13 protein-coding genes, 1 tRNA gene and 3 rRNA genes are annotated in these 20,496 nt (G+C 48.2%); 16 read left to right on the top strand and 1 reads right to left on the bottom strand.

The annotated features are described in order from the left end of the window. The first annotated feature begins 644 nt into the window (after positions 1-644). From MKY85_RS26620 to pssA, 12 genes are all read left to right on the top strand, one after another. A 16S ribosomal RNA gene (locus tag MKY85_RS26620) occupies positions 645-2,196 on the top strand. A gap of 107 nt (positions 2,197-2,303) precedes the next feature. Continuing rightward, a tRNA-Ala gene (locus tag MKY85_RS26615) sits at positions 2,304-2,379 on the top strand. A 216-nt stretch (positions 2,380-2,595) separates the two neighbouring features. Next, a 23S ribosomal RNA gene (locus MKY85_RS26610) occupies positions 2,596-5,520 on the top strand. A 76-nt stretch (positions 5,521-5,596) separates the two neighbouring features. Beyond that, positions 5,597-5,713, top strand: a 5S ribosomal RNA gene (gene rrf, locus MKY85_RS26605). Together the 16S, 23S and 5S rRNA genes with 1 tRNA gene alongside form the textbook arrangement of a ribosomal RNA operon. Positions 5,714-5,890: 177 nt before the next feature. Beyond that, positions 5,891-7,066, top strand: a complete 1,176-nt coding sequence (locus tag MKY85_RS26600; RefSeq protein ID WP_342571142.1) for a GNAT family N-acetyltransferase — start codon at positions 5,891-5,893, stop codon at positions 7,064-7,066. 461 nt (positions 7,067-7,527) lie between these two features. Then, entirely contained in the window at positions 7,528-7,989 is a 462-nt protein-coding gene (locus MKY85_RS26595) for a CtsR family transcriptional regulator (RefSeq protein WP_062836165.1), read from the top strand. Between the two features lie 31 nt (positions 7,990-8,020). Continuing rightward, a complete protein-coding gene (locus MKY85_RS26590) occupies positions 8,021-8,545 on the top strand; it encodes a UvrB/UvrC motif-containing protein (RefSeq protein WP_339238036.1) in 525 nt (174 codons plus the stop codon). Between the two features lie 28 nt (positions 8,546-8,573). Beyond that, positions 8,574-9,644: a protein arginine kinase gene (locus MKY85_RS26585; RefSeq protein WP_339238034.1), complete on the top strand. Its 1,071-nt coding sequence runs from the start codon at positions 8,574-8,576 to the stop codon at positions 9,642-9,644. 182 nt (positions 9,645-9,826) lie between these two features. Continuing rightward, positions 9,827-12,289 (top strand): ATP-dependent Clp protease ATP-binding subunit, encoded by a 2,463-nt coding sequence (locus MKY85_RS26580; RefSeq protein ID WP_339238032.1) that lies wholly within the window; start codon positions 9,827-9,829, stop codon positions 12,287-12,289. 261 nt (positions 12,290-12,550) lie between these two features. Beyond that, positions 12,551-13,918, top strand: coding sequence for a DNA repair protein RadA (gene radA, locus MKY85_RS26575; RefSeq protein ID WP_036671578.1), 1,368 nt, complete (start codon positions 12,551-12,553; stop codon positions 13,916-13,918). A gap of 13 nt (positions 13,919-13,931) precedes the next feature. Then, complete coding sequence (disA, locus tag MKY85_RS26570) at positions 13,932-15,008, top strand: DNA integrity scanning diadenylate cyclase DisA (RefSeq protein WP_062836168.1); 1,077 nt, start codon at positions 13,932-13,934, stop codon at positions 15,006-15,008. 45 nt (positions 15,009-15,053) lie between these two features. Then, positions 15,054-15,785: a CDP-diacylglycerol--serine O-phosphatidyltransferase gene (gene pssA, locus MKY85_RS26565; protein WP_339238030.1), complete on the top strand. Its 732-nt coding sequence runs from the start codon at positions 15,054-15,056 to the stop codon at positions 15,783-15,785. Positions 15,786-15,910: 125 nt separating this feature from the next. On the opposite strand, the gene MKY85_RS26560 is transcribed toward pssA, so the two are convergent. After that, a complete protein-coding gene (locus tag MKY85_RS26560; RefSeq protein ID WP_017692049.1) occupies positions 15,911-16,306 on the bottom strand; it encodes a hypothetical protein in 396 nt (131 codons plus the stop codon). Between the two features lie 174 nt (positions 16,307-16,480). On the opposite strand from MKY85_RS26560, the gene MKY85_RS26555 reads away from it, so the two are divergent. The 4 genes from MKY85_RS26555 to gltX all read left to right on the top strand — a co-directional run bounded on the left by MKY85_RS26555 (position 16,481) and on the right by gltX (position 20,308). Continuing rightward, a complete protein-coding gene (locus MKY85_RS26555) occupies positions 16,481-17,566 on the top strand; it encodes a PIN/TRAM domain-containing protein (RefSeq protein ID WP_339238027.1) in 1,086 nt (361 codons plus the stop codon). A gap of 82 nt (positions 17,567-17,648) precedes the next feature. Next, positions 17,649-18,344 carry a 2-C-methyl-D-erythritol 4-phosphate cytidylyltransferase gene (gene ispD, locus MKY85_RS26550; RefSeq protein WP_339238025.1) on the top strand — a complete coding sequence of 232 codons (696 nt, stop codon included), beginning with the start codon at positions 17,649-17,651 and terminating at the stop codon, positions 18,342-18,344. Further along, the gene (gene ispF / locus MKY85_RS26545) at positions 18,341-18,817 is read left to right on the top strand and encodes a 2-C-methyl-D-erythritol 2,4-cyclodiphosphate synthase (protein WP_342571140.1); all 477 of its coding nucleotides are present in this window, start codon (positions 18,341-18,343) and stop codon (positions 18,815-18,817) included. Before ispD ends, ispF begins: the two co-directional genes overlap by 4 nt. 33 nt (positions 18,818-18,850) lie before the next feature. Next, complete coding sequence (gene gltX / locus MKY85_RS26540) at positions 18,851-20,308, top strand: glutamate--tRNA ligase (RefSeq protein ID WP_342571139.1); 1,458 nt, start codon at positions 18,851-18,853, stop codon at positions 20,306-20,308. The last annotated feature ends 188 nt before the right edge of the window (positions 20,309-20,496 follow it).

Below are 20,496 nucleotides of genomic sequence, written 5' to 3'. Positions count from 1 at the left end.
AGTTCGTATGAGACAGTTAACGTATGTTTAGGAATTAACCACACCACATGAAGAGTTATATTTAATTGCTTACCTATCCTATCCCTATATCTATATACCTTATTATAGAGTTTTTGGATCACTTTCTTCAAACCAACAGGAGGGCAAGGGTGTTATACCGATCGGGGCTCTAGCTAATCTTTATTTAGATCCTTATTATTCGTGGTTATAGAAGTATACAATGTATATAGAAATGATCGTTTCCTTAGATATAGAGCAGCCTTTCTAAAATCTCCATCTTTGTTTCAGATATTGTGTTAATGTGTCGCATATAGGTTGGAAGCACGGTGCCGTTTAAGAAGATTTTATGATAATAGATGGTTGATAAAAAATGCTTGCTAAATAATGCTTGCTAAATAAATCATGACATGATATATTATTTCTTGTCGCTTCAAACGAATGATTGTCATAATCACTTGAAAGGTGACAAAAACAAAGTGTTGACAGTAAGTTAGTTAACATGATATGATAAGATTCCTGTCCGGTTGACAAACATCAACAAAAACGGACATACAAGTTCCTTGAAAACTGAACAAATGGATAGTAACTTTTGATTCACAATGAATCGTCAGATTCAAAATGAGCTTATCGCTCTTTTCAATACTTTATTGGAGAGTTTGATCCTGGCTCAGGACGAACGCTGGCGGCATGCCTAATACATGCAAGTCGAGCGGAGTTGATAAGAAGCTTGCTTCTTTGAGACTTAGCGGCGGACGGGTGAGTAACACGTAGGCAACCTGCCCTCAAGTTTGGGACAACTACCGGAAACGGTAGCTAATACCGAATAATTGTTTTCTTCGCCTGAAGGAAACTGGAAAGACGGAGCAATCTGTCACTTGGGGATGGGCCTGCGGCGCATTAGCTAGTTGGTGGGGTAACGGCTCACCAAGGCGACGATGCGTAGCCGACCTGAGAGGGTGATCGGCCACACTGGGACTGAGACACGGCCCAGACTCCTACGGGAGGCAGCAGTAGGGAATCTTCCGCAATGGGCGAAAGCCTGACGGAGCAATGCCGCGTGAGTGATGAAGGTTTTCGGATCGTAAAGCTCTGTTGCCAGGGAAGAACGCTTGGGAGAGTAACTGCTCTCAAGGTGACGGTACCTGAGAAGAAAGCCCCGGCTAACTACGTGCCAGCAGCCGCGGTAATACGTAGGGGGCAAGCGTTGTCCGGAATTATTGGGCGTAAAGCGCGCGCAGGCGGTCATTTAAGTCTGGTGTTTAATCCCGGGGCTCAACCCCGGATCGCACTGGAAACTGGGTGACTTGAGTGCAGAAGAGGAGAGTGGAATTCCACGTGTAGCGGTGAAATGCGTAGATATGTGGAGGAACACCAGTGGCGAAGGCGACTCTCTGGGCTGTAACTGACGCTGAGGCGCGAAAGCGTGGGGAGCAAACAGGATTAGATACCCTGGTAGTCCACGCCGTAAACGATGAGTGCTAGGTGTTAGGGGTTTCGATACCCTTGGTGCCGAAGTTAACACATTAAGCACTCCGCCTGGGGAGTACGGTCGCAAGACTGAAACTCAAAGGAATTGACGGGGACCCGCACAAGCAGTGGAGTATGTGGTTTAATTCGAAGCAACGCGAAGAACCTTACCAGGTCTTGACATCCCTCTGATCGATGCAGAGATGTATCTTTCCTTCGGGACAGAGGAGACAGGTGGTGCATGGTTGTCGTCAGCTCGTGTCGTGAGATGTTGGGTTAAGTCCCGCAACGAGCGCAACCCTTGATCTTAGTTGCCAGCACTTCGGGTGGGCACTCTAAGGTGACTGCCGGTGACAAACCGGAGGAAGGTGGGGATGACGTCAAATCATCATGCCCCTTATGACCTGGGCTACACACGTACTACAATGGCCGGTACAACGGGCTGTGAAGCCGCGAGGTGGAACGAATCCTAAAAAGCCGGTCTCAGTTCGGATTGCAGGCTGCAACTCGCCTGCATGAAGTCGGAATTGCTAGTAATCGCGGATCAGCATGCCGCGGTGAATACGTTCCCGGGTCTTGTACACACCGCCCGTCACACCACGAGAGTTTATAACACCCGAAGTCGGTGGGGTAACCGCAAGGAGCCAGCCGCCGAAGGTGGGATAGATGATTGGGGTGAAGTCGTAACAAGGTAGCCGTATCGGAAGGTGCGGCTGGATCACCTCCTTTCTATGGAGAATCGTTTCCCGAGCGGAAACATTCAAATATGCAGGTTCTTAGAACCTGCAACAGCAACATAGTTACTTATCCATTTGTTCAGTTTTGATGGAATTTGAGGGGCCATAGCTCAGCTGGGAGAGCGCCTGCCTTGCAAGCAGGAGGTCAGCGGTTCGATCCCGCTTGGCTCCACCAAACAATTTCATCTATTTGGCTTGTTCTTTGAAAACTAGATATCGAAACGAAAGTAAATGCGAATTAGAACATTCCTTTTTTAGCTGAACTTGTGTATAACAAGTTTCAATAAAAACGGTAGTTAATTGCTGTTGCGATGGTATCGAGTGGGAGCGACTTTTGGCTTTGGACGCAGTCCAAAACAAGGGAAGCGAGCGATCGAAACCGGAGCAATTTGGTTAAGCTACTAAGAGCACACGGAGGATGCCTAGGCGCTAGGAGCCGATGAAGGACGTGGCGAACAACGAAACTGCCTCGGGGAGCTGTAAGCAAGCTTTGATCCGGGGGTGTCCGAATGGGGAAACCCAGCTGGGGTAATTTCCAGTTACTCATAACTGAATACATAGGTTATGTAGAGGCATACCAGGGGAACTGAAACATCTAAGTACCCTGAGGAAGAGAAAACAATAGTGATTCCGTCAGTAGCGGCGAGCGAACGCGGAGAAGCCCAAACCAGAGAGCTTGCTCTTTGGGGTTGTGGGACGTCTCACATGGAGTTACAAAGGAACCGGTTAAGCGAAGAGGTCTGGAAAGGCCCGCCAAAGAAGGTAAAAGCCCTGTAGTTGAAAGTCTGTTCCCTCCGAGACGGATCCCGAGTAGTGCGGGGCACGTGAAACCCCGTATGAATCCGGCAGGACCATCTGCCAAGGCTAAATACTTCCTAGCGACCGATAGTGAAGCAGTACCGTGAGGGAAAGGTGAAAAGCACCCCGGAAGGGGAGTGAAATAGAACCTGAAACCGTGTGCTTACAAAAAGTCAGAGCCCGTTTTAGGGGTGATGGCGTGCCTTTTGTAGAATGAACCGGCGAGTTACGTTCCCGTGCAAGGTTAAGGTGAAGAGCCGGAGCCGCAGCGAAAGCGAGTCTGAATAGGGCGACATAGTACGTGGACGTAGACCCGAAACCGGGTGATCTACCCCTGTCCAGGGTGAAGGTGCGGTAACACGCACTGGAGGCCCGAACCCACGCACGTTGAAAAGTGCGGGGATGAGGTGGGGGTAGCGGAGAAATTCCAATCGAACTCGGAGATAGCTGGTTCTCCCCGAAATAGCTTTAGGGCTAGCCTCGGAAAACAGAGTCGTGGAGGTAGAGCACTGATTGGGTGCGGGGCCCGCAAGGGTTACCAAGCTCAGTCAAACTCCGAATGCCATAGACTTACTTCCGGGAGTCAGACAGTGAGTGCTAAGATCCATTGTCAAAAGGGAAACAGCCCAGACCATCAGCTAAGGTCCCCAAGTGTGTGTTAAGTGGGAAAGGATGTGGAGTTGCACAGACAACCAGGATGTTGGCTTAGAAGCAGCCACCATTGAAAGAGTGCGTAATAGCTCACTGGTCGAGTGACTCTGCGCCGAAAATGTAACGGGGCTAAACACACCACCGAAGCTATGGCTTGATGCTTGCATCAGGGGTAGGGGAGCGTTGTATAAGGGTTGAAGGTGTACCGTAAGGAGCGCTGGACATTATACAAGTGAGAATGCCGGTATGAGTAACGAAAAGATCAGTGAGAATCTGATCCGCCGAAAGCCTAAGGGTTCCTGAGGAAGGCTCGTCCGCTCAGGGTAAGTCGGGACCTAAGGCGAGGCCGAAAGGCGTAGTCGAAGGACAACAGGTCGAAATTCCTGTACCACCGTAAGCCGTTATGAGCAATGGGGGGACGCAGTAGGGTAGTGACGCGGACTGATGGATGTCCGTCTAAGCAGTGAGGCTGATGTGTAGGCAAATCCGCACATCATAAGGCTGAGCTGTGATGGGGAGCGAAAATTGTAGTAGCGAAGGTCATGATCTCACACTGCCAAGAAAAGCCTCTAGCCAGGTGAAGGTGCCCGTACCGCAAACCGACACAGGTAGGCGAGAAGAGTATTCTAAGGCGCGCGGAAGAACTCTCGTTAAGGAACTCGGCAAAATGACCCCGTAACTTCGGGAGAAGGGGTGCCCCGGTAGTGTGAATAGCACGAGGGGGCCGCAGTGAAAAGGCCCAAGCGACTGTTTAGCAAAAACACAGGTCTGTGCGAAGCCGTAAGGCGAAGTATACGGGCTGACGCCTGCCCGGTGCTGGAAGGTTAAGGGGAGTGGTTAGGAGCAATCCGAAGCTGTGAACCGAAGCCCCAGTAAACGGCGGCCGTAACTATAACGGTCCTAAGGTAGCGAAATTCCTTGTCAGGTAAATTCTGACCCGCACGAATGGCGTAACGACTTGGGCGCTGTCTCAACGAGAGATCCGGTGAAATTTTAATACCTGTGAAGATGCAGGTTACCCGCGACAAGACGGAAAGACCCCATGGAGCTTTACTGCAGCTTGATATTGAATTTGGGTACGATCTGTACAGGATAGGTGGGAGCCTTTGAAGCGTGAGCGCCAGCTTGCGTGGAGGCAACGTTGGGATACCACCCTGATCGTATCTAGGTTCTAACCTGGTACCGTAATCCGGTGCGGGGACAGTGTCAGGTGGGCAGTTTGACTGGGGCGGTCGCCTCCTAAAGAGTAACGGAGGCGCCCAAAGGTTCCCTCAGAATGGTTGGAAATCATTCGAAGAGTGCAAAGGCATAAGGGAGCTTGACTGCGAGACCTACAAGTCGAGCAGGGACGAAAGTCGGGCTTAGTGATCCGGTGGTACCGCATGGAAGGGCCATCGCTCAACGGATAAAAGCTACCCTGGGGATAACAGGCTTATCTCCCCCAAGAGTCCACATCGACGGGGAGGTTTGGCACCTCGATGTCGGCTCATCGCATCCTGGGGCTGAAGTAGGTCCCAAGGGTTGGGCTGTTCGCCCATTAAAGCGGTACGCGAGCTGGGTTCAGAACGTCGTGAGACAGTTCGGTCCCTATCTGTCGTGGGCGTAGGAAATTTGAGAGGAGCTGTCCTTAGTACGAGAGGACCGGGATGGACGTACCGCTGGTGTACCAGTTGTTCCGCCAGGAGCACCGCTGGGTAGCTATGTACGGACGGGATAAACGCTGAAAGCATCTAAGCGTGAAGCCCCCCTCAAGATGAGATTTCCCAGTATGTAAGACCCCTTGAAGACGACGAGGTAGATAGGCTGGGGGTGGAAGTGCAGCAATGCATGGAGCTGACCAGTACTAATCGGTCGAGGGCTTATCCAAATATGCAAGTGATAATTCGCATCTTTCGTTTCGAATCTAGTTTTCAGAGAACGATCTCTGAAATGTAAGCTATGCGTTTGGTGGCGATGGCGGAGGGGTTCCACACGTACCCATCCCGAACACGACCGTTAAGCCCTCTAGCGCCGATGGTACTTGGACCGCAGGGTCCTGGGAGAGTAGGACGCCGCCAAGCGAAGAACCACTGCCGATGTTATTCGGTGGTGGTTTTTATTTGTTTATTTTAAGGGATGCGCAAGCATCTCTTATTTGACTTTATAGGAATCCTCTGACACACTCAAAGGGGTACATATATCAGATATCAGGCCATCATGGATTGATAACAACTCTAGTGAATGAGGTGTAGGAAGACATGGAAATTCAAAAATTGACGGTAGATGATTTTGAACCGGCGATGGCACTCTCCGAATACGCTTTTCAAGTAGTAATGAGTGAAGAACAAAAAGAAAAACGGCGGAGTCAATTTTCGTCACAGGATATATGGGGTGTATATGAGGACGGGCAGTTAGGAGCCAAACTTCACATTATTCCTTTTCAAACCTATATTCATGGTAGATCGTTCGAGATGGGCGGTATTGCGGGTGTAGCCACCTGGCCAGAGTATAGACGCAAAGGCTGGGTAGCGGGTCTGCTCAAGCATGCGTTGGAAGAAATGAATCGAAACAAACAAAGTATATCGTTCTTGCATCCATTCTCTTTTGGTTTCTATCGAAAGTATGGATGGGAGACGTATGTTGAATTTAAACGGTATAAAGTACCTACAGCTCATTTGCCTCTGAAAAAAGCGACACCTGGAACAATTCGGCGTGGGGATCCGGGCCTCAGTGTATTAAAGGAAGTATACAGTGCTTATGCTGAACGCTATAACGGAACGCTGGTTCGGGACGATGCAAGGTGGGAGAATTCAGTTCTGGTTAATGGAAGCAGCCAGAAGGCTGTATATTACGATGAAGCTAATGCAGCACAAGGTTATCTTTTATATGAGGTTAAGGAAAATAAGTTTACCATTAAAGAGATTATCTATCTAAATGAAGAGGCTAGGCAAGGACTATGGACCTTTATTGCTAACCATGATTCCATGATCCAGGAAGTTACGTTACAGGCACCTGCCAGTGATACGCTTGCCTTCCAATTGGATAACCCACGGATTCAGCAGGAGATCGTACCTTATTTTATGGCGCGTATCGTTAGTGTGGAACAGTTTATATCTCAATATCCATTTGCAAGTCAGGACTCACCAGTTCAGATTGTTCTACAGGTAGAGGATTCCCACGCTCCGTGGAATGAAGGAGTATGGCAATTGAACGTAGCAATGAATGGAACAGCATCCATATGGAAAACTTCGGAGCCAGTTACTGATGATCAGACTATTAAGGTAGATATTCAATCCCTTACTGCGGTGCTGATGGGATATCGCAGACCAACAGAAATGGCACGAATGGGAAGAATTCACGGACCGAACACAGCTATCAAGGCTTTGGAACAAGCGATTCCTGAACGAGAAACCTATTTACTCGATTTCTTCTGATGACTACTTCCACTACTCGATTTAACTGGATTAGCTTATGTAGAAATAAGGCGTAATTGAAAGACAAAAGGACTTCTCCAGCAATTTTGGAGAGGTTTTTTTGTGTCTGGGGAATATTTCGTGTAAAATCGTAAAAAATGAATAGTGACCCCACTTGGCAAACCCACAAAATATGCTATAATGTATATAAAGTCAAAGAAAGTCAAAGTCAACTAAAGGTTTAATACTTAAGTAGCTTTCTTTCTACAATCTGATGCATGATCGCCACTATACGTGATTCATCTCATCGGAGGATCAAGGGAATATTAAAGGACCTTCGTGCTTCCTTCGCTCTCCTGTTGACTCCTGTGGAAGCAAGATTCGCTGTTTCCCTGATTGGTTAAATGGGTAGAGAAGGTGTACTCTGTGGGGGCGTGTGGGTCCTTATTGACTTAACGTTTCAGACAGTGGAGGATGATTGGATGCGTAATATCTCTGATATTATCGAACGATATCTGAAGAGTATTTTGCATGAAAGTCCCGAAGGAATGGTTGAAATTCAGCGTAATGATCTGGCAGATCAATTCTCATGTGTACCTTCCCAGATCAATTATGTCATCAGCACACGTTTTACACTCGAGAAGGGATACCTGGTAGAGAGTAAACGCGGCGGTGGTGGTTATGTTCGCATACAGCGCATTGAATTACCAGCCCAATCAGCTCTGCATAACCATTTGCACCATAGTATTGGTGATGAGATCGGGCAGACAGCTGCCGAAGGTTTGATTTATCAATTGGAAGAAGCACGTTTCTTGAGCAAGCGTGAAGCTGGGTTGATGCGAGCTGCTGTATCTAGAGAGGTTATATTGGTCAAACTTCCTTACCGGGATCAAATTCGTGCCAGAATGTTAAAGGCGATGCTAATATCTTTGCTCGGTAAATGAAAACTATCGGGGTCAAAGGAGGTACATCATTATGCTGTGCCAAGAATGCAATAAACGTCCGGCGACACTGCATTTTACGAAGATCGTAAATGGAGAGAAGACGGAATTCCATATTTGTGAGTCATGTGCCCGTGAAAAAGGGGAAATGATTCCTGGAACAGCAGGTGGATTTTCCATTCACAACTTGTTGTCCGGGTTACTTGATTTTGATCCAGCCGGCAAAAGTGGATCGGCAGGAACACCACCTGCAAAAGCACTTCAGTGTGAAGAGTGCGGTATGACGTACGCACAATTCAGCAAGATAGGCCGATTTGGCTGCAGTTCATGTTATAAATATTTTGACAGCCGTCTGGACCCTTTGTTCAAGCGGGTTCATGGTAGTACGTCCCATGTAGGTAAAGTACCTGCACGAGCTGGTGGTCGCATCAAGGTGAAACGTCAAATTGCTGATTTGAAGCGTGAGCTCCAAGAGAGCATCGCCCAAGAGGAATTTGAAGAGGCGGCTCAGATCCGTGACCAGATTCGAGAACTTGAAAAAGGAATAGCTCAGGAGTAAAGTTTGTCATGAGTAGGAGGGATGCGTAATGCCTAATCTGCGCTTTACAGAGAAGGCGCTCAGCGACTGGATGCGCAGTGATGCGGCTGATTCCGAAATCGTCATAAGCAGCCGTGTCCGGATTGCGCGCAACCTTCAGCATGTTCCGTTTCCGATGCTGGCTTCCAATGAGCAATCGGAAGAGGTGCTGAATAAGCTGAGCGAAGTACTTCAATACGATGACGTTCATGCCTTTGGGGATTTTCATACTTTGGATCTAATCGATATTGACGAACTCGACAAACGGGTGCTGGTGGAGAAACATCTCATCAGTCCAAGTCTTGCGAATGAATCCAGACATGGTGCGGTTATTCTCAGTGAGGATGAGTCTGTCAGTATTATGATTAATGAAGAGGATCATCTTCGTATCCAGTGCCTCTATCCGGGGTTCCAGGTGAAAGAAGCCTGGGAGAAAGCTTCCGCAATAGATGATGCTTTTGAAGCGCACGTGGATTATGCTTTTGATGATCGCAGAGGATACTTAACCAGTTGTCCTACGAATGTAGGTACAGGTGTCAGAGCATCTGTCATGATGCACCTGCCTGCCCTGGTGATGACGCAGCAGATTGGCCGTATATTAACCGCAGTTTCCCAAGTGGGATTGACTGTAAGAGGCATATACGGTGAAGGCAGCGAAGCTATGGGTAACCTGTTCCAGATCTCGAATCAGATTACACTGGGACAGACCGAACAGGAAGTCATCGAGAACCTGCATGGTGTTGTGTTACAGATGATTGGTCATGAACGTACAGCCAGAGAACGGTTAATTACCGACTCCAGACTTCGAATTACGGATCGTGTCATGCGTTCTTACGGCATATTGTCTCATGCAGCTATTGTTGATTCCAAGGAAGCAGCACAGCGCTTATCGGATGTACGCCTTGGCGTGGATCTCGGCTTGTTGGATGGACTGTCGATCACGGTCATGAATGAGTTGAATGTGATGACACAGCCGGGATTTTTGCAGAAAACATTCGGGGAAGATATGCGCACAGATGAGCGTGACATCTATCGAGCTCAGTTGATTCGTGATACGATCAATGCAGCGAAGCAGTCCTAGCTTACTCTGATATTGTATTGAATTATGGTTTCATGCCGCATTGCGGCTTTTATATAATAAGGCATGTACGATGCCGAATGACTTTATTCGCAGCACGGCTGCAAACAAAAATGATATGAAGAATACGATGGGGATGTTTTGAAACCCCTCGTTTTATCCAAAACCATGGAGGTGCAGGAGATATGATGTTTGGAAGATTTACGGAACGGGCCCAAAAGGTGCTCGCACTCGCGCAGGAAGAAGCTGTCCGTCTCGGTCATAATAACATCGGTACTGAGCATATTTTGCTCGGCCTCATTCGTGAAGGCGAAGGCATCGCAGCCAAAGCACTGATCGGCCTGGGACTCGGATTGGAAAAAATTCAGGATGAAGTAGAAACGCTGATTGGCCGTGGCCAAGAGCAGCCTACCAACATTGCATATACGCCACGTGCGAAAAAAGTAATTGAGTTGTCTATGGATGAAGCTCGTAAATTGGGCCATACCTATGTAGGCACAGAGCATATCCTGCTCGGATTGATTCGTGAAGGCGAGGGTGTTGCAGCACGTGTGCTCAATAACCTGGGTATCAGCCTGAACAAAGCACGTCAACAAGTGTTACAGTTGCTTGGCAGCAGTGAAGCTGTATCCAGCCATAATGGAACACCTGCCAATGTCAGCACACCAACGCTGGACAGTCTGGCACGTGACCTCACGGCATACGCCAGAGAGAATAACCTTGACCCGGTTATTGGACGTAGCAAAGAAATTGAACGTGTCATCCAGGTACTCAGCCGTCGTACGAAGAACAACCCGGTATTGATCGGTGAGCCAGGTGTAGGTAAAACAGCGATTGCTGAAGGCCTTGCACAAAAAATCATTGCCAATGAGATTCCCGAAACATTGCGCGACAAACGTGTAATGACCCTGGATATGGGTTCAGTAGTTGCTGGAACCAAATATCGTGGTGAGTTCGAAGATCGTCTGAAAAAAATCATGGATGAGATTCGCCAAGCAGGTAACATTGTCCTGTTTATCGACGAATTGCATACCTTGATTGGCGCAGGCGGAGCTGAAGGTGCCATCGATGCTTCTAATATTTTGAAACCGGCTCTGGCCCGTGGAGAATTGCAATGTATCGGTGCAACAACACTGGATGAATATCGCAAATACATCGAGAAGGATGCAGCGCTTGAGCGTCGTTTCCAACCGATTACTGTAGATCAGCCTTCTCCGGAAGAAGCGATTCAGATCTTGCACGGCTTGCGTGACCGTTATGAGGCGCATCACCGCGTGAAAATTACGGACGAAGCGATTGTGCAGGCGGTTAAGCTGTCTGACCGTTACATCACAGACCGTTTCCTGCCAGACAAAGCGATTGACCTGATTGACGAGGCGGGTTCCAAAGTAAGATTGAACTCTTACACGATCCCACCAAACCTGAAACAGCTGGAGAGCCGTCTGGAAGATATCCGCAAGGAAAAAGACGCTGCAGTTCAAAGCCAGGAGTTCGAAAAAGCAGCCGCTCTGCGTGATACGGAACAAAAAATCCGTGAAGAGCTGGATGTAACGAAGAACCAATGGAAAGAAAAACAAGGTCGCACGGATTCCGAAGTAACACCTGAGGATATCGCACAAGTGGTAGCCAACTGGACAGGAATTCCGGTGAACAAGCTGAAAGAAGAAGAGACACAGCGCCTGATGAATCTGGAATCCATTCTGCATGAACGTGTCATCGGCCAGGATGAGGCTGTGAAGTCGGTCAGTCGTGCGGTTCGTCGTGCGCGTGCAGGACTTAAAGATCCAAAACGTCCGATGGGTTCATTTATCTTCCTCGGTCCTACAGGGGTAGGTAAAACAGAACTTGCTCGTGCTCTGGCTGAAGCGATGTTTGGTGATGAAAATGCAGTAATCCGTATTGATATGTCCGAGTATGGTGAGAAGCATTCGACTTCCCGACTCGTCGGTGCGCCTCCAGGATATGTTGGATATGAAGAAGGTGGCCAGCTGACAGAGAAAGTTCGTCGCAAACCATATTCCGTTGTCCTGCTCGATGAAATCGAGAAAGCACATCCGGAAGTATTCAATATCTTGCTGCAAGTGCTTGAGGATGGTCGTCTGACCGATTCCAAAGGTCGCGTTGTTGACTTCCGGAATACGCTGATTATCCTGACATCCAACGTGGGTGCTGAAGCGATCAAACGTAACTCGACACTTGGTTTCACAGCAGTTGTGGATGCAGGTGCGGATTATGATAACATGAAGGGTAAAGTCATGGATGAGCTGAAGAAATCCTTCCGTCCAGAGTTCCTTAACCGGATTGATGAAATTATCGTATTCCACTCTCTGGAACAGAAACACATTGCAGAGATTGTTACGCTCATGAGTGAGGAGCTTCGCAAACGGCTGCGTGAATATGAGGTTGACTTCGAACTTACCGACAATGCCAAGGAATTCCTTGCCAAAGCAGGCTTCGATCCAGCCTACGGTGCGCGTCCGCTTCGTCGGGCAATCCAGAAGCATATCGAGGACAAATTGTCTGAAGAGTTGCTTACAGGCAACGTAACCAAAGGGGATTCACTACTCATTGACGAAGAGAACGGTGCACTGTCAGTAACGAAAAAAGACGTGATTGTTCCTTCTAACGAGGAAATCGAAACCAAATAATATGTAACAAGCTATGGAGAATGAACTCAAGCTTGTATTGATTGTTAATCCTTCTCGGCTTCGGCCGGGGAGGATTTTTTGCATTTTGGACAGAAGACGGACATGATTATGTTAGGAACATGTGTAAAGTTTGCGATAATCCTTTACGAAAAATCTCAAACAATGGTAAACTTTTAGTGACCCTGCACGTCAGGGAGTTTGGGCAAAATTCGTCGAATAATGCAAAATGCTGTTATAAAACTAAATTATAGGAGTGCTGAAGTGGCCAAAGTTAAAACCAAGTTTCAATGTACGGAATGCGGCTATGAAGCCCCCAAGTGGTACGGGAAGTGTCCGGGTTGTCAGTCATGGAATTCAATGGTGGAAGAAACAGAGACGGTGGTCAAAACACAAGGGAGAAATTCTCCTCTGTTTGACAGTAAAGATAAACCGCTTCCTATCATAGATATAGATAGCGGTCAGGAACCGCGTGTACAGACTGGAATCGGCGAGTTGAACCGGGTATTGGGTGGCGGAATCGTTCCAGGTTCACTCGTTCTGGTGGGTGGAGACCCAGGTATCGGTAAATCAACGTTGATGTTGCAGACGTCTCATGCTTTGACGCATTCGGGTCTACGTGTGTTATATGTTTCTGGTGAGGAATCAGTCAAGCAAACCAAATTGCGGGCGGATCGTCTCGGGGCACTCTCTGCCGAGTTGTATGTGCTGTGTGAAACCAATATGGAACGTGTAGAGGAAGCGGTGGATCAGATCCAGCCGCATTTTCTTGTCATCGACTCCATTCAGACGGTGTATCTTCCCGAAGTTACCAGTGCGCCGGGTAGTGTAGCCCAGGTAAGGGAATGTACGTCTAGGTTCATGCGGATTGCCAAAGGCAGAGGCATTGCAACGGTTCTTGTGGGGCATGTTACCAAAGAAGGTGCCATTGCCGGTCCACGTATGTTAGAACATATGGTGGATTGCGTGCTTTATTTTGAAGGAGAACGGCATCATACGTATCGACTGTTGCGTGCGGTGAAGAACCGTTTTGGTTCAACCAATGAGATTGGCATTTTTGAGATGGGCGAGGATGGACTTCGTGAGGTGGGCAACCCGTCAGAACTCTTTTTGTCGGAACGGCCACTGGGTGTAGCGGGTTCTACGGTAGTTGCCAGCATGGAGGGCACACGTCCTTTGCTCGTGGAATTGCAGGCTTTGATCTCGACCACCCATTTCCCTTCTCCCCGCCGTATGGCAACAGGAGTAGACTTGCATCGATTAAATCTGATCATTGCCGTGCTGGAGAAACGGATGGGCATGTTTTTACAAACCCAGGATGCATATCTTAACGTGGCTGGTGGAGTAAGGCTGGATGAGCCCGCGGTAGATTTGGCGGTTGCGGTCAGCATTGCCTCCAGTTTGAGAGATGTACCGACCAAGCCGGATGACGTCATCTTTGGCGAGATTGGTCTCACAGGTGAAGTTCGAGCCGTATCACGAGCAGAACAACGAGTGAAGGAAGCCGCGAAGCTGGGCTTCAAGCGTGTTATTTTACCAGAAAAAAGCTTAAAGGGCTGGAAACATCCTCGCGGGATACAACTGATCGGTGTGAATACCGTGGCAGATGCACTAGCGGTTGCTTTAGATTAGGGGGCATAACAAGATGAAAGATTCGAGCCAATTGGATAATATGAATGAATTATTAAGGCTGATCGCACCAGGTACACCTTTCCGCGAAGGTCTGGAAAATGTGCTACGCGCCAAGACGGGCGCACTGCTTGTTGTAGGATACAGCCCTGAAGTCATGGAAGTGGTGGATGGGGGATTCTCAATTAACTGTGACTTCTCCCCCAACTATCTGTACGAACTCGCTAAGATGGATGGAGCCATTATTCTTAGCGAAGATTTGAAGCGTATTCTTTACGCCAATACCCAGTTAATTCCCGATTCCTCAATCTCTTCATCAGAGACGGGCATTCGTCACCGGACGGCGGAGCGTGTAGCGAAGCAAACGGGTAAATTGGTCGTATCCATATCACAGCGCCGGAATATCATTACCTTGTATCAGGGAACACTTCGTTATTCCCTCAAGGAAATCGGGGTTATTTTGACCAAAGCGAATCAAGCGATTCAAACCCTGGAGAAATACAAAGCGGTATTAACACAGTCCCTTACGAATCTGAGTGCCTCTGAATTTGAGGAATTGGTGACGATTCCTGAAGTGGTCAATGTGATTCAGCGTACCGAGATGGTGATGCGGATCAAAACGGAGATCAAACGATACATTCATGAACTCGGGAATGAGGGACGACTCATCTCCATGCAAATGGAAGAGCTTGTGGGTACAACGGAAGAAGAAGCCTGGTTGTTGTATAAAGACTATGCTCGTGACGACAGTGATGACAAAATCCGTGAAATTATAGTAGGACTGAAAAGATTGTCGGACGATGAATTACTGGATGCACACCATATTGTCCGTCTGCTCGGTTATCCTTCATCAGCGGCCACGTCAGAGGATTCGGTTGCACCTCGCGGATTCCGGGTATTAAATAAGATCCCCCGTCTGCCCAATGTCATTATCCATAACCTGGTGGATCAATTTGAACAACTACCTCATGTTATTATGGCTACAATTGAAGAACTGGACGAAGTGGACGGTATTGGTGAAGTTCGAGCCCGGACCATTAAGGAAGGCCTCAAACGTTTGCAGGAGCAGATGTTTATCGACAGACAGATGTAAGGTTTTGCCTATATAAAGGCTTGAAATGGATGAGGTGAAACAACGATGCTAACCAGATTCATTCCGAATCTCTTTACCCTGGGTAATCTGTTTCTTGGAATGATGGCAATTTTGCTTGCGATTGATGGAAATTACAGTTTGGCTGCCATTATGGTCATTGTAGCGATGCTGCTAGATGGTCTGGATGGCCGAGTGGCACGTGCACTCAATGCCCAGAGCGAATTCGGCAAGGAACTTGATTCCTTGTCTGACATGGTTTCCTTTGGTGCAGCACCAGCCCTGATCATATTTATGGTGTCGTTTCAAGATTCGATGCCGATCCTCGCCTGGATTGCAACAGCGGCTTTTCCGATCTGTGGGGCGATTCGTCTTGCCCGGTTTAATGTTCGTCCGGGGATCCCCGGGTACTTCACAGGTTTGCCGATTCCGGCAGCTGGCGGAGTGCTAGCCACATTGTCCTTGTTTAACAAGGATATCGGTCCCATCAGCATGATGATTGCTACTTTGCTGTTATCGTATCTGATGGTCAGTTCGCTTAAATATCCCAATTTCAAAAAGGTCGGGTTGCCACGCAAGGCAATCTGGATTGCCCCATGGGTTGTGTTATTTGCCATAGCCGTAGCCGTGATTTTCCCGGAGCAGCTATCCAAATTGATCTTTATTCCGTTGGTGTTATACGCCTTGTATGGAATGAAGCATAACCTGCGAACAGCGGCCTCGCGTAGTCGGGCGAAAAAGCGCAAGGATGAGAAATCATCCCGTCCTTCCGATCGTTAAGTAACCTTGGTAACAGACACTAGACAAAGAAAGCACGTACTCTCCTGCATTGGAGAATGCGTGCTTTTTGTTTATTCAATCTATTTACGGTAAAAGAAACCCTTGCGAACGACCTACATATCTTCTTACGACAGATTAAACATCCCTAGCGTTGAACACTTCTGTGATTCGTGATTTACGACCTCTTCCATGTTAATGTCCAGTAGATTGCAGAGAGCCGACATGTAGAACAGATTCCGCCCTAGTTCAGAGCTGATGACCTCTCGGCAATTCTCACACAATTCACCTTCCACATGCGTTTCCAGCAGGCCCTTGGTTTGAGCGATATCGCTCTCCGGGGCATATTTCTGCTTGGTGGCGTGCAGCTCGATGCAGCCGCATTCGGTAATGGCTTTGGACACGGCACGGTTAACAGACGCTCCGGCTTGTCCCGTTTTGGACAGTACATCAATCAGGCTGCGATGACGCAACAACAGTTCAGAAACTTGATCCTGGAAAGCCTGTAAACTTAGCGTACTCATTTTTGCCAATCACCTCGGGATATGAATTGAATTCATTATATGCCAATAATTTACCTACTTTCAACTGACGATTGCAACATTTCCAAAAAGTTCTTCCGGAAGGGATTAGCAAATTAGGAATTGGATCATACTGGATATCAAGATCAAGATACATTGAAGGAGGTGCAGGGACTAATGTGGAAAAAAGGCATTTTAACTTTTACAGGATTGTGCGGTGCATGGTTCGGCTACACGGCATATCATCTGGCAGGAAAATCAGTCCCATGGATGGCGGAATGGATTCAGTCCGCAGGATTACTGGGAGCTGGTATATCGACGCTGCTGGGAGCTGTAATGTTTATGGCTGTATGTAATATTGGTGGAACATTGATGGCAGACAGACTGCATAGTGGAATCGAATCATTGGCAAAAGTACCTATGAATGAACTGGCGGCAGGTGCCGCAGGTACCGTTGCTGGCTTGCTGGTGGCTTTGTTGTTATACCCTGTTGTGGGATGGATGGGAACGGCAGGAGAAGTGCTACAAGTGGCACTGACGGTGATTGGTGCTTATTCCGGCTACACCCTTGCCATGGCGAAGAAAGACGATCTGGGGGCATTCTGGATGTCTGGGCGATGGGGTCATCCCGAGGTGGATGAGGATAGACGAATGGAAGAACATAAAATTCTGGATACCAGTGTTATTATTGATGGGCGTATCGCGGATATATGCAAAACCGGATTTATTGAAGGCACGATCGTCATTCCGGAATTCGTTCTGGAGGAGCTGCAGCATATTGCCGATTCATCGGATCTGCTCAAGCGGAACAGAGGACGGCGAGGACTGGACATTTTGAACAAAATCCAGAAGGAACTTGATGTAAAAGTCCTGATCTACGAAGGGGATTTCGAGGAAATCTCCGAGGTGGACAGCAAACTGGTCAAACTGGCTAAAGTGCTTCAGGGCAAAGTGGTCACCAATGACTTTAACCTGAACAAAGTGTGCGAACTCCAAGGTGTATCTGTGTTGAACATTAATGATCTTGCCAATGCGGTGAAGCCGGTTGTTCTGCCAGGTGAGGAGATCATGGTGCAGATCATCAAGGATGGCAAGGAGCATGGTCAAGGTGTAGCCTATCTGGATGATGGTACAATGATCGTTGTGGAGGGCGGACGCGAGTATATTGGCATGATGATGGAAGTGCTCGTGACCAGTGTGTTGCAGACTTCAGCGGGACGAATGATTTTTGCCAAGCCGAAACTGTTGGAAAAAGCCCAATAAAGCGGTATGATGGGTAGTGTATCGTTGAATGATATTGTGTATCTTTGAACGATAAACTGACAGACAAGGCAGGGATTGCGGCATGGATAAAGGGTGGGGCGTTGTCATTGTGGCAGCAGGTCGCGGAACCCGGATGGGGACGACCGAGAGCAAACAGTTTCTGTTGCTGCAGGACAAGCCCGTTTTCATACATACGCTTGAGGTATTTGCTGCGCTGGACGAGATCCGCGAGATGGTGCTGGTCACAGGAGCTGCAGATGTTGAACGCTGCCAGGATTGGGTAAAAAAATACCAACTGGATTCACGTGTCCATGTTATCCCCGGAGGGAAAGAGAGACAACATTCTGTCCATAAAGGCCTTGAGGCACTTGGGACGGATTGGGTTCTCGTTCACGACGGGGTACGTCCTTTTGTGAACCATGAGCAGATCAAGGGATGTATGGCGGCTGCCATAGCCGGTGGTGGAGCAGCTGTACTGGCGGTTCCCGTGAAGGATACGATCAAACAAGTGAATGCGGAGGGAGTCGTTACGGCGACACCAGATCGCAGCAGTCTGTGGAGCATTCAAACCCCGCAGGCTTTTCGTCTTTCTTCCCTGCTCTCCGCCTACGAATCAGCCGAGCAGGACGGATTTCTGGGAACAGATGACGCCATGCTGGCTGAACGTCAGGGTATGTCGGTCAAGGTTGTGGAAGGCAATTATACAAATATCAAATTAACAACGCCGGAAGATTTGCAATACGCTGCGTTTTTGCTGGGGGGAGAGAAGAAGCGATGATACGTGTAGGACAGGGATTTGATGTACATCAGCTGGTAGAGGGACGCCCGTGTATTATTGGCGGAGTAATGATTCCTTATGAAAAAGGACTGCTGGGTCACTCGGACGCAGACGTGCTGTTGCACGCGATAAGTGATGCCATTTTGGGTGCGCTGGCACTTGGGGATATCGGCAAGCACTTCCCGGATACCGATCCGGAATTCAAGGATGCCGACAGCCTGAAATTGCTGGAGCATGTATGGCAGCTTGTGAAGGATCGCGGATATCGGTTAGGCAATATCGATTCAACGATTATTGCCCAGAAGCCGAAGATGGCTCCTTACATCCCGCAGATGGCTGAGGTTATTGCCAAGGCATTGGAAGCGGATGTAACACTGGTGAACGTGAAAGCAACAACGACAGAGCAACTGGGATTCCCGGGACGGGGAGAGGGCATTGCTGCTCAATCCGTTGTTTGCCTGGTTCGTGTGTGATATCATCAATTAATTCATGACGGAGGGGATCATATGAGCACGGAAATTCGTGTGCGTTACGCGCCGAGCCCAACAGGACATCTGCATATCGGAAATGCCCGTACGGCGCTGTTTAACTATCTATATGCCAAACATAATAACGGTAAATTCATTATTCGTATTGAAGATACGGACGTAAAACGGAATATTGCCGGTGGTGAAGAAAGCCAGCTGAAATACCTGAAATGGCTCGGAATCGAGTGGGATGAAAGTATTGATGTGGGCGGAGAATACGGACCATACCGTCAAACGGAACGTCTGGACCTCTATCGTAAATATACACAGGAATTGCTGGATAAAGGTCTGGCTTACCCTTGCTTCTGCACGGAAGAGGAATTGGAGCAAGAGCGTGAGGAGCAGTCAGCACGTGGAGAAACACCGCGTTATTCAGGCAAACACCGTGATCTGACTCCAGAGCAGATTAGTGCATTTAAAGCGGAAGGCCGCGTAGCGAGTATTCGTTTCCGTGTGCCCGAAGAGCGCGTATATACGTTTGATGACATGGTTAAAGGTACAATTTCATTCAACAGCAAGGAATCCGGCGACTTTGTCATTGTGAAAAAAGACGGCATTCCCACGTACAACTATGCTGTTGCTGTGGATGATCACTTGATGAAGATCTCCCACGTCCTGCGTGGGGAAGATCACATCTCAAACACGCCGCGTCAACTGATGATCTATGAAGCGCTGGGCTGGGAGCCACCGCAATTCGGTCATATGACGCTGATCGTGAATGAAAATCACAAGAAGCTGAGTAAACGGGATGAGTCCGTGATTCAGTTTATTGAGCAGTATGATCAACTCGGCTATTTGCCTGAAGCGATGTTTAACTTCATTTCCCTGCTCGGCTGGTCGCCGGAAGGGGAGGAAGAGATTTTCTCGCAAGAACAACTGATCTCCATTTTTGATACGAAACGCCTGTCCAAGAGCCCGGCCGTATTTGATACACACAAGCTGGCTCACTTGAACAACCACTATATCAAACATGCTGACCCGGAACGGATTGCCGAAATGGCCATTCCTCATCTGCAAAAAGCAGGACGTCTTCCTGGGGATCTATCCGCTGAGCAAAAAGAGTGGGCGCATACCCTCGTACATCTCTATCAGGAACAGATGAATGCCGCATCCGATATCGTAGAATTGTCGGAAGTGTTCTTCCGTTTAGAGATTGAGCTGGAAATTGAAGGTGCCGCAGTTCTCGCTGAAGAGCAGGTGCCGACTGTGCTGAAGGCATTTGCCGATAAAGTGCAGGCAAGTGAAGAGTTCACGCCAAGCAAAATGGCTGCATTGATCAAGGAAGTACAGAAAGAAACCGGCTTTAAGGGCAAACAGCTCTTTATGCCAATTCGTGTAGCCTTGACCGGACAGACGCATGGACGGGATCTGAATCAAACGATCGTGCTTCTGGGTCGTGATACAGTGATCGAACGATTGCTCGCACAAGTAAAATAAGATTATCCGAGGGGCATTCCGTTTAATCGGAATCTGCACAGTCTGTTCAGGTATGGATTACGTAGGAGACTGTTGTCAGTCTGAGGCCTTTTCGCTATAATAACAACACAACGAATAATTGATATGATTTATCTAATAGAACAGCAAAGATCGGGAGGAGTAGACTGACCCGGGCAGATTCAGAGAGG

It is taken from the genome of Paenibacillus sp. FSL R5-0749, assembly GCF_038595085.1.
In the GTDB taxonomy this organism is placed as follows: Bacteria; Bacillota; Bacilli; order Paenibacillales; family Paenibacillaceae; genus Paenibacillus.
This window is presented reverse-complemented; position numbering and strand designations above follow the sequence as displayed.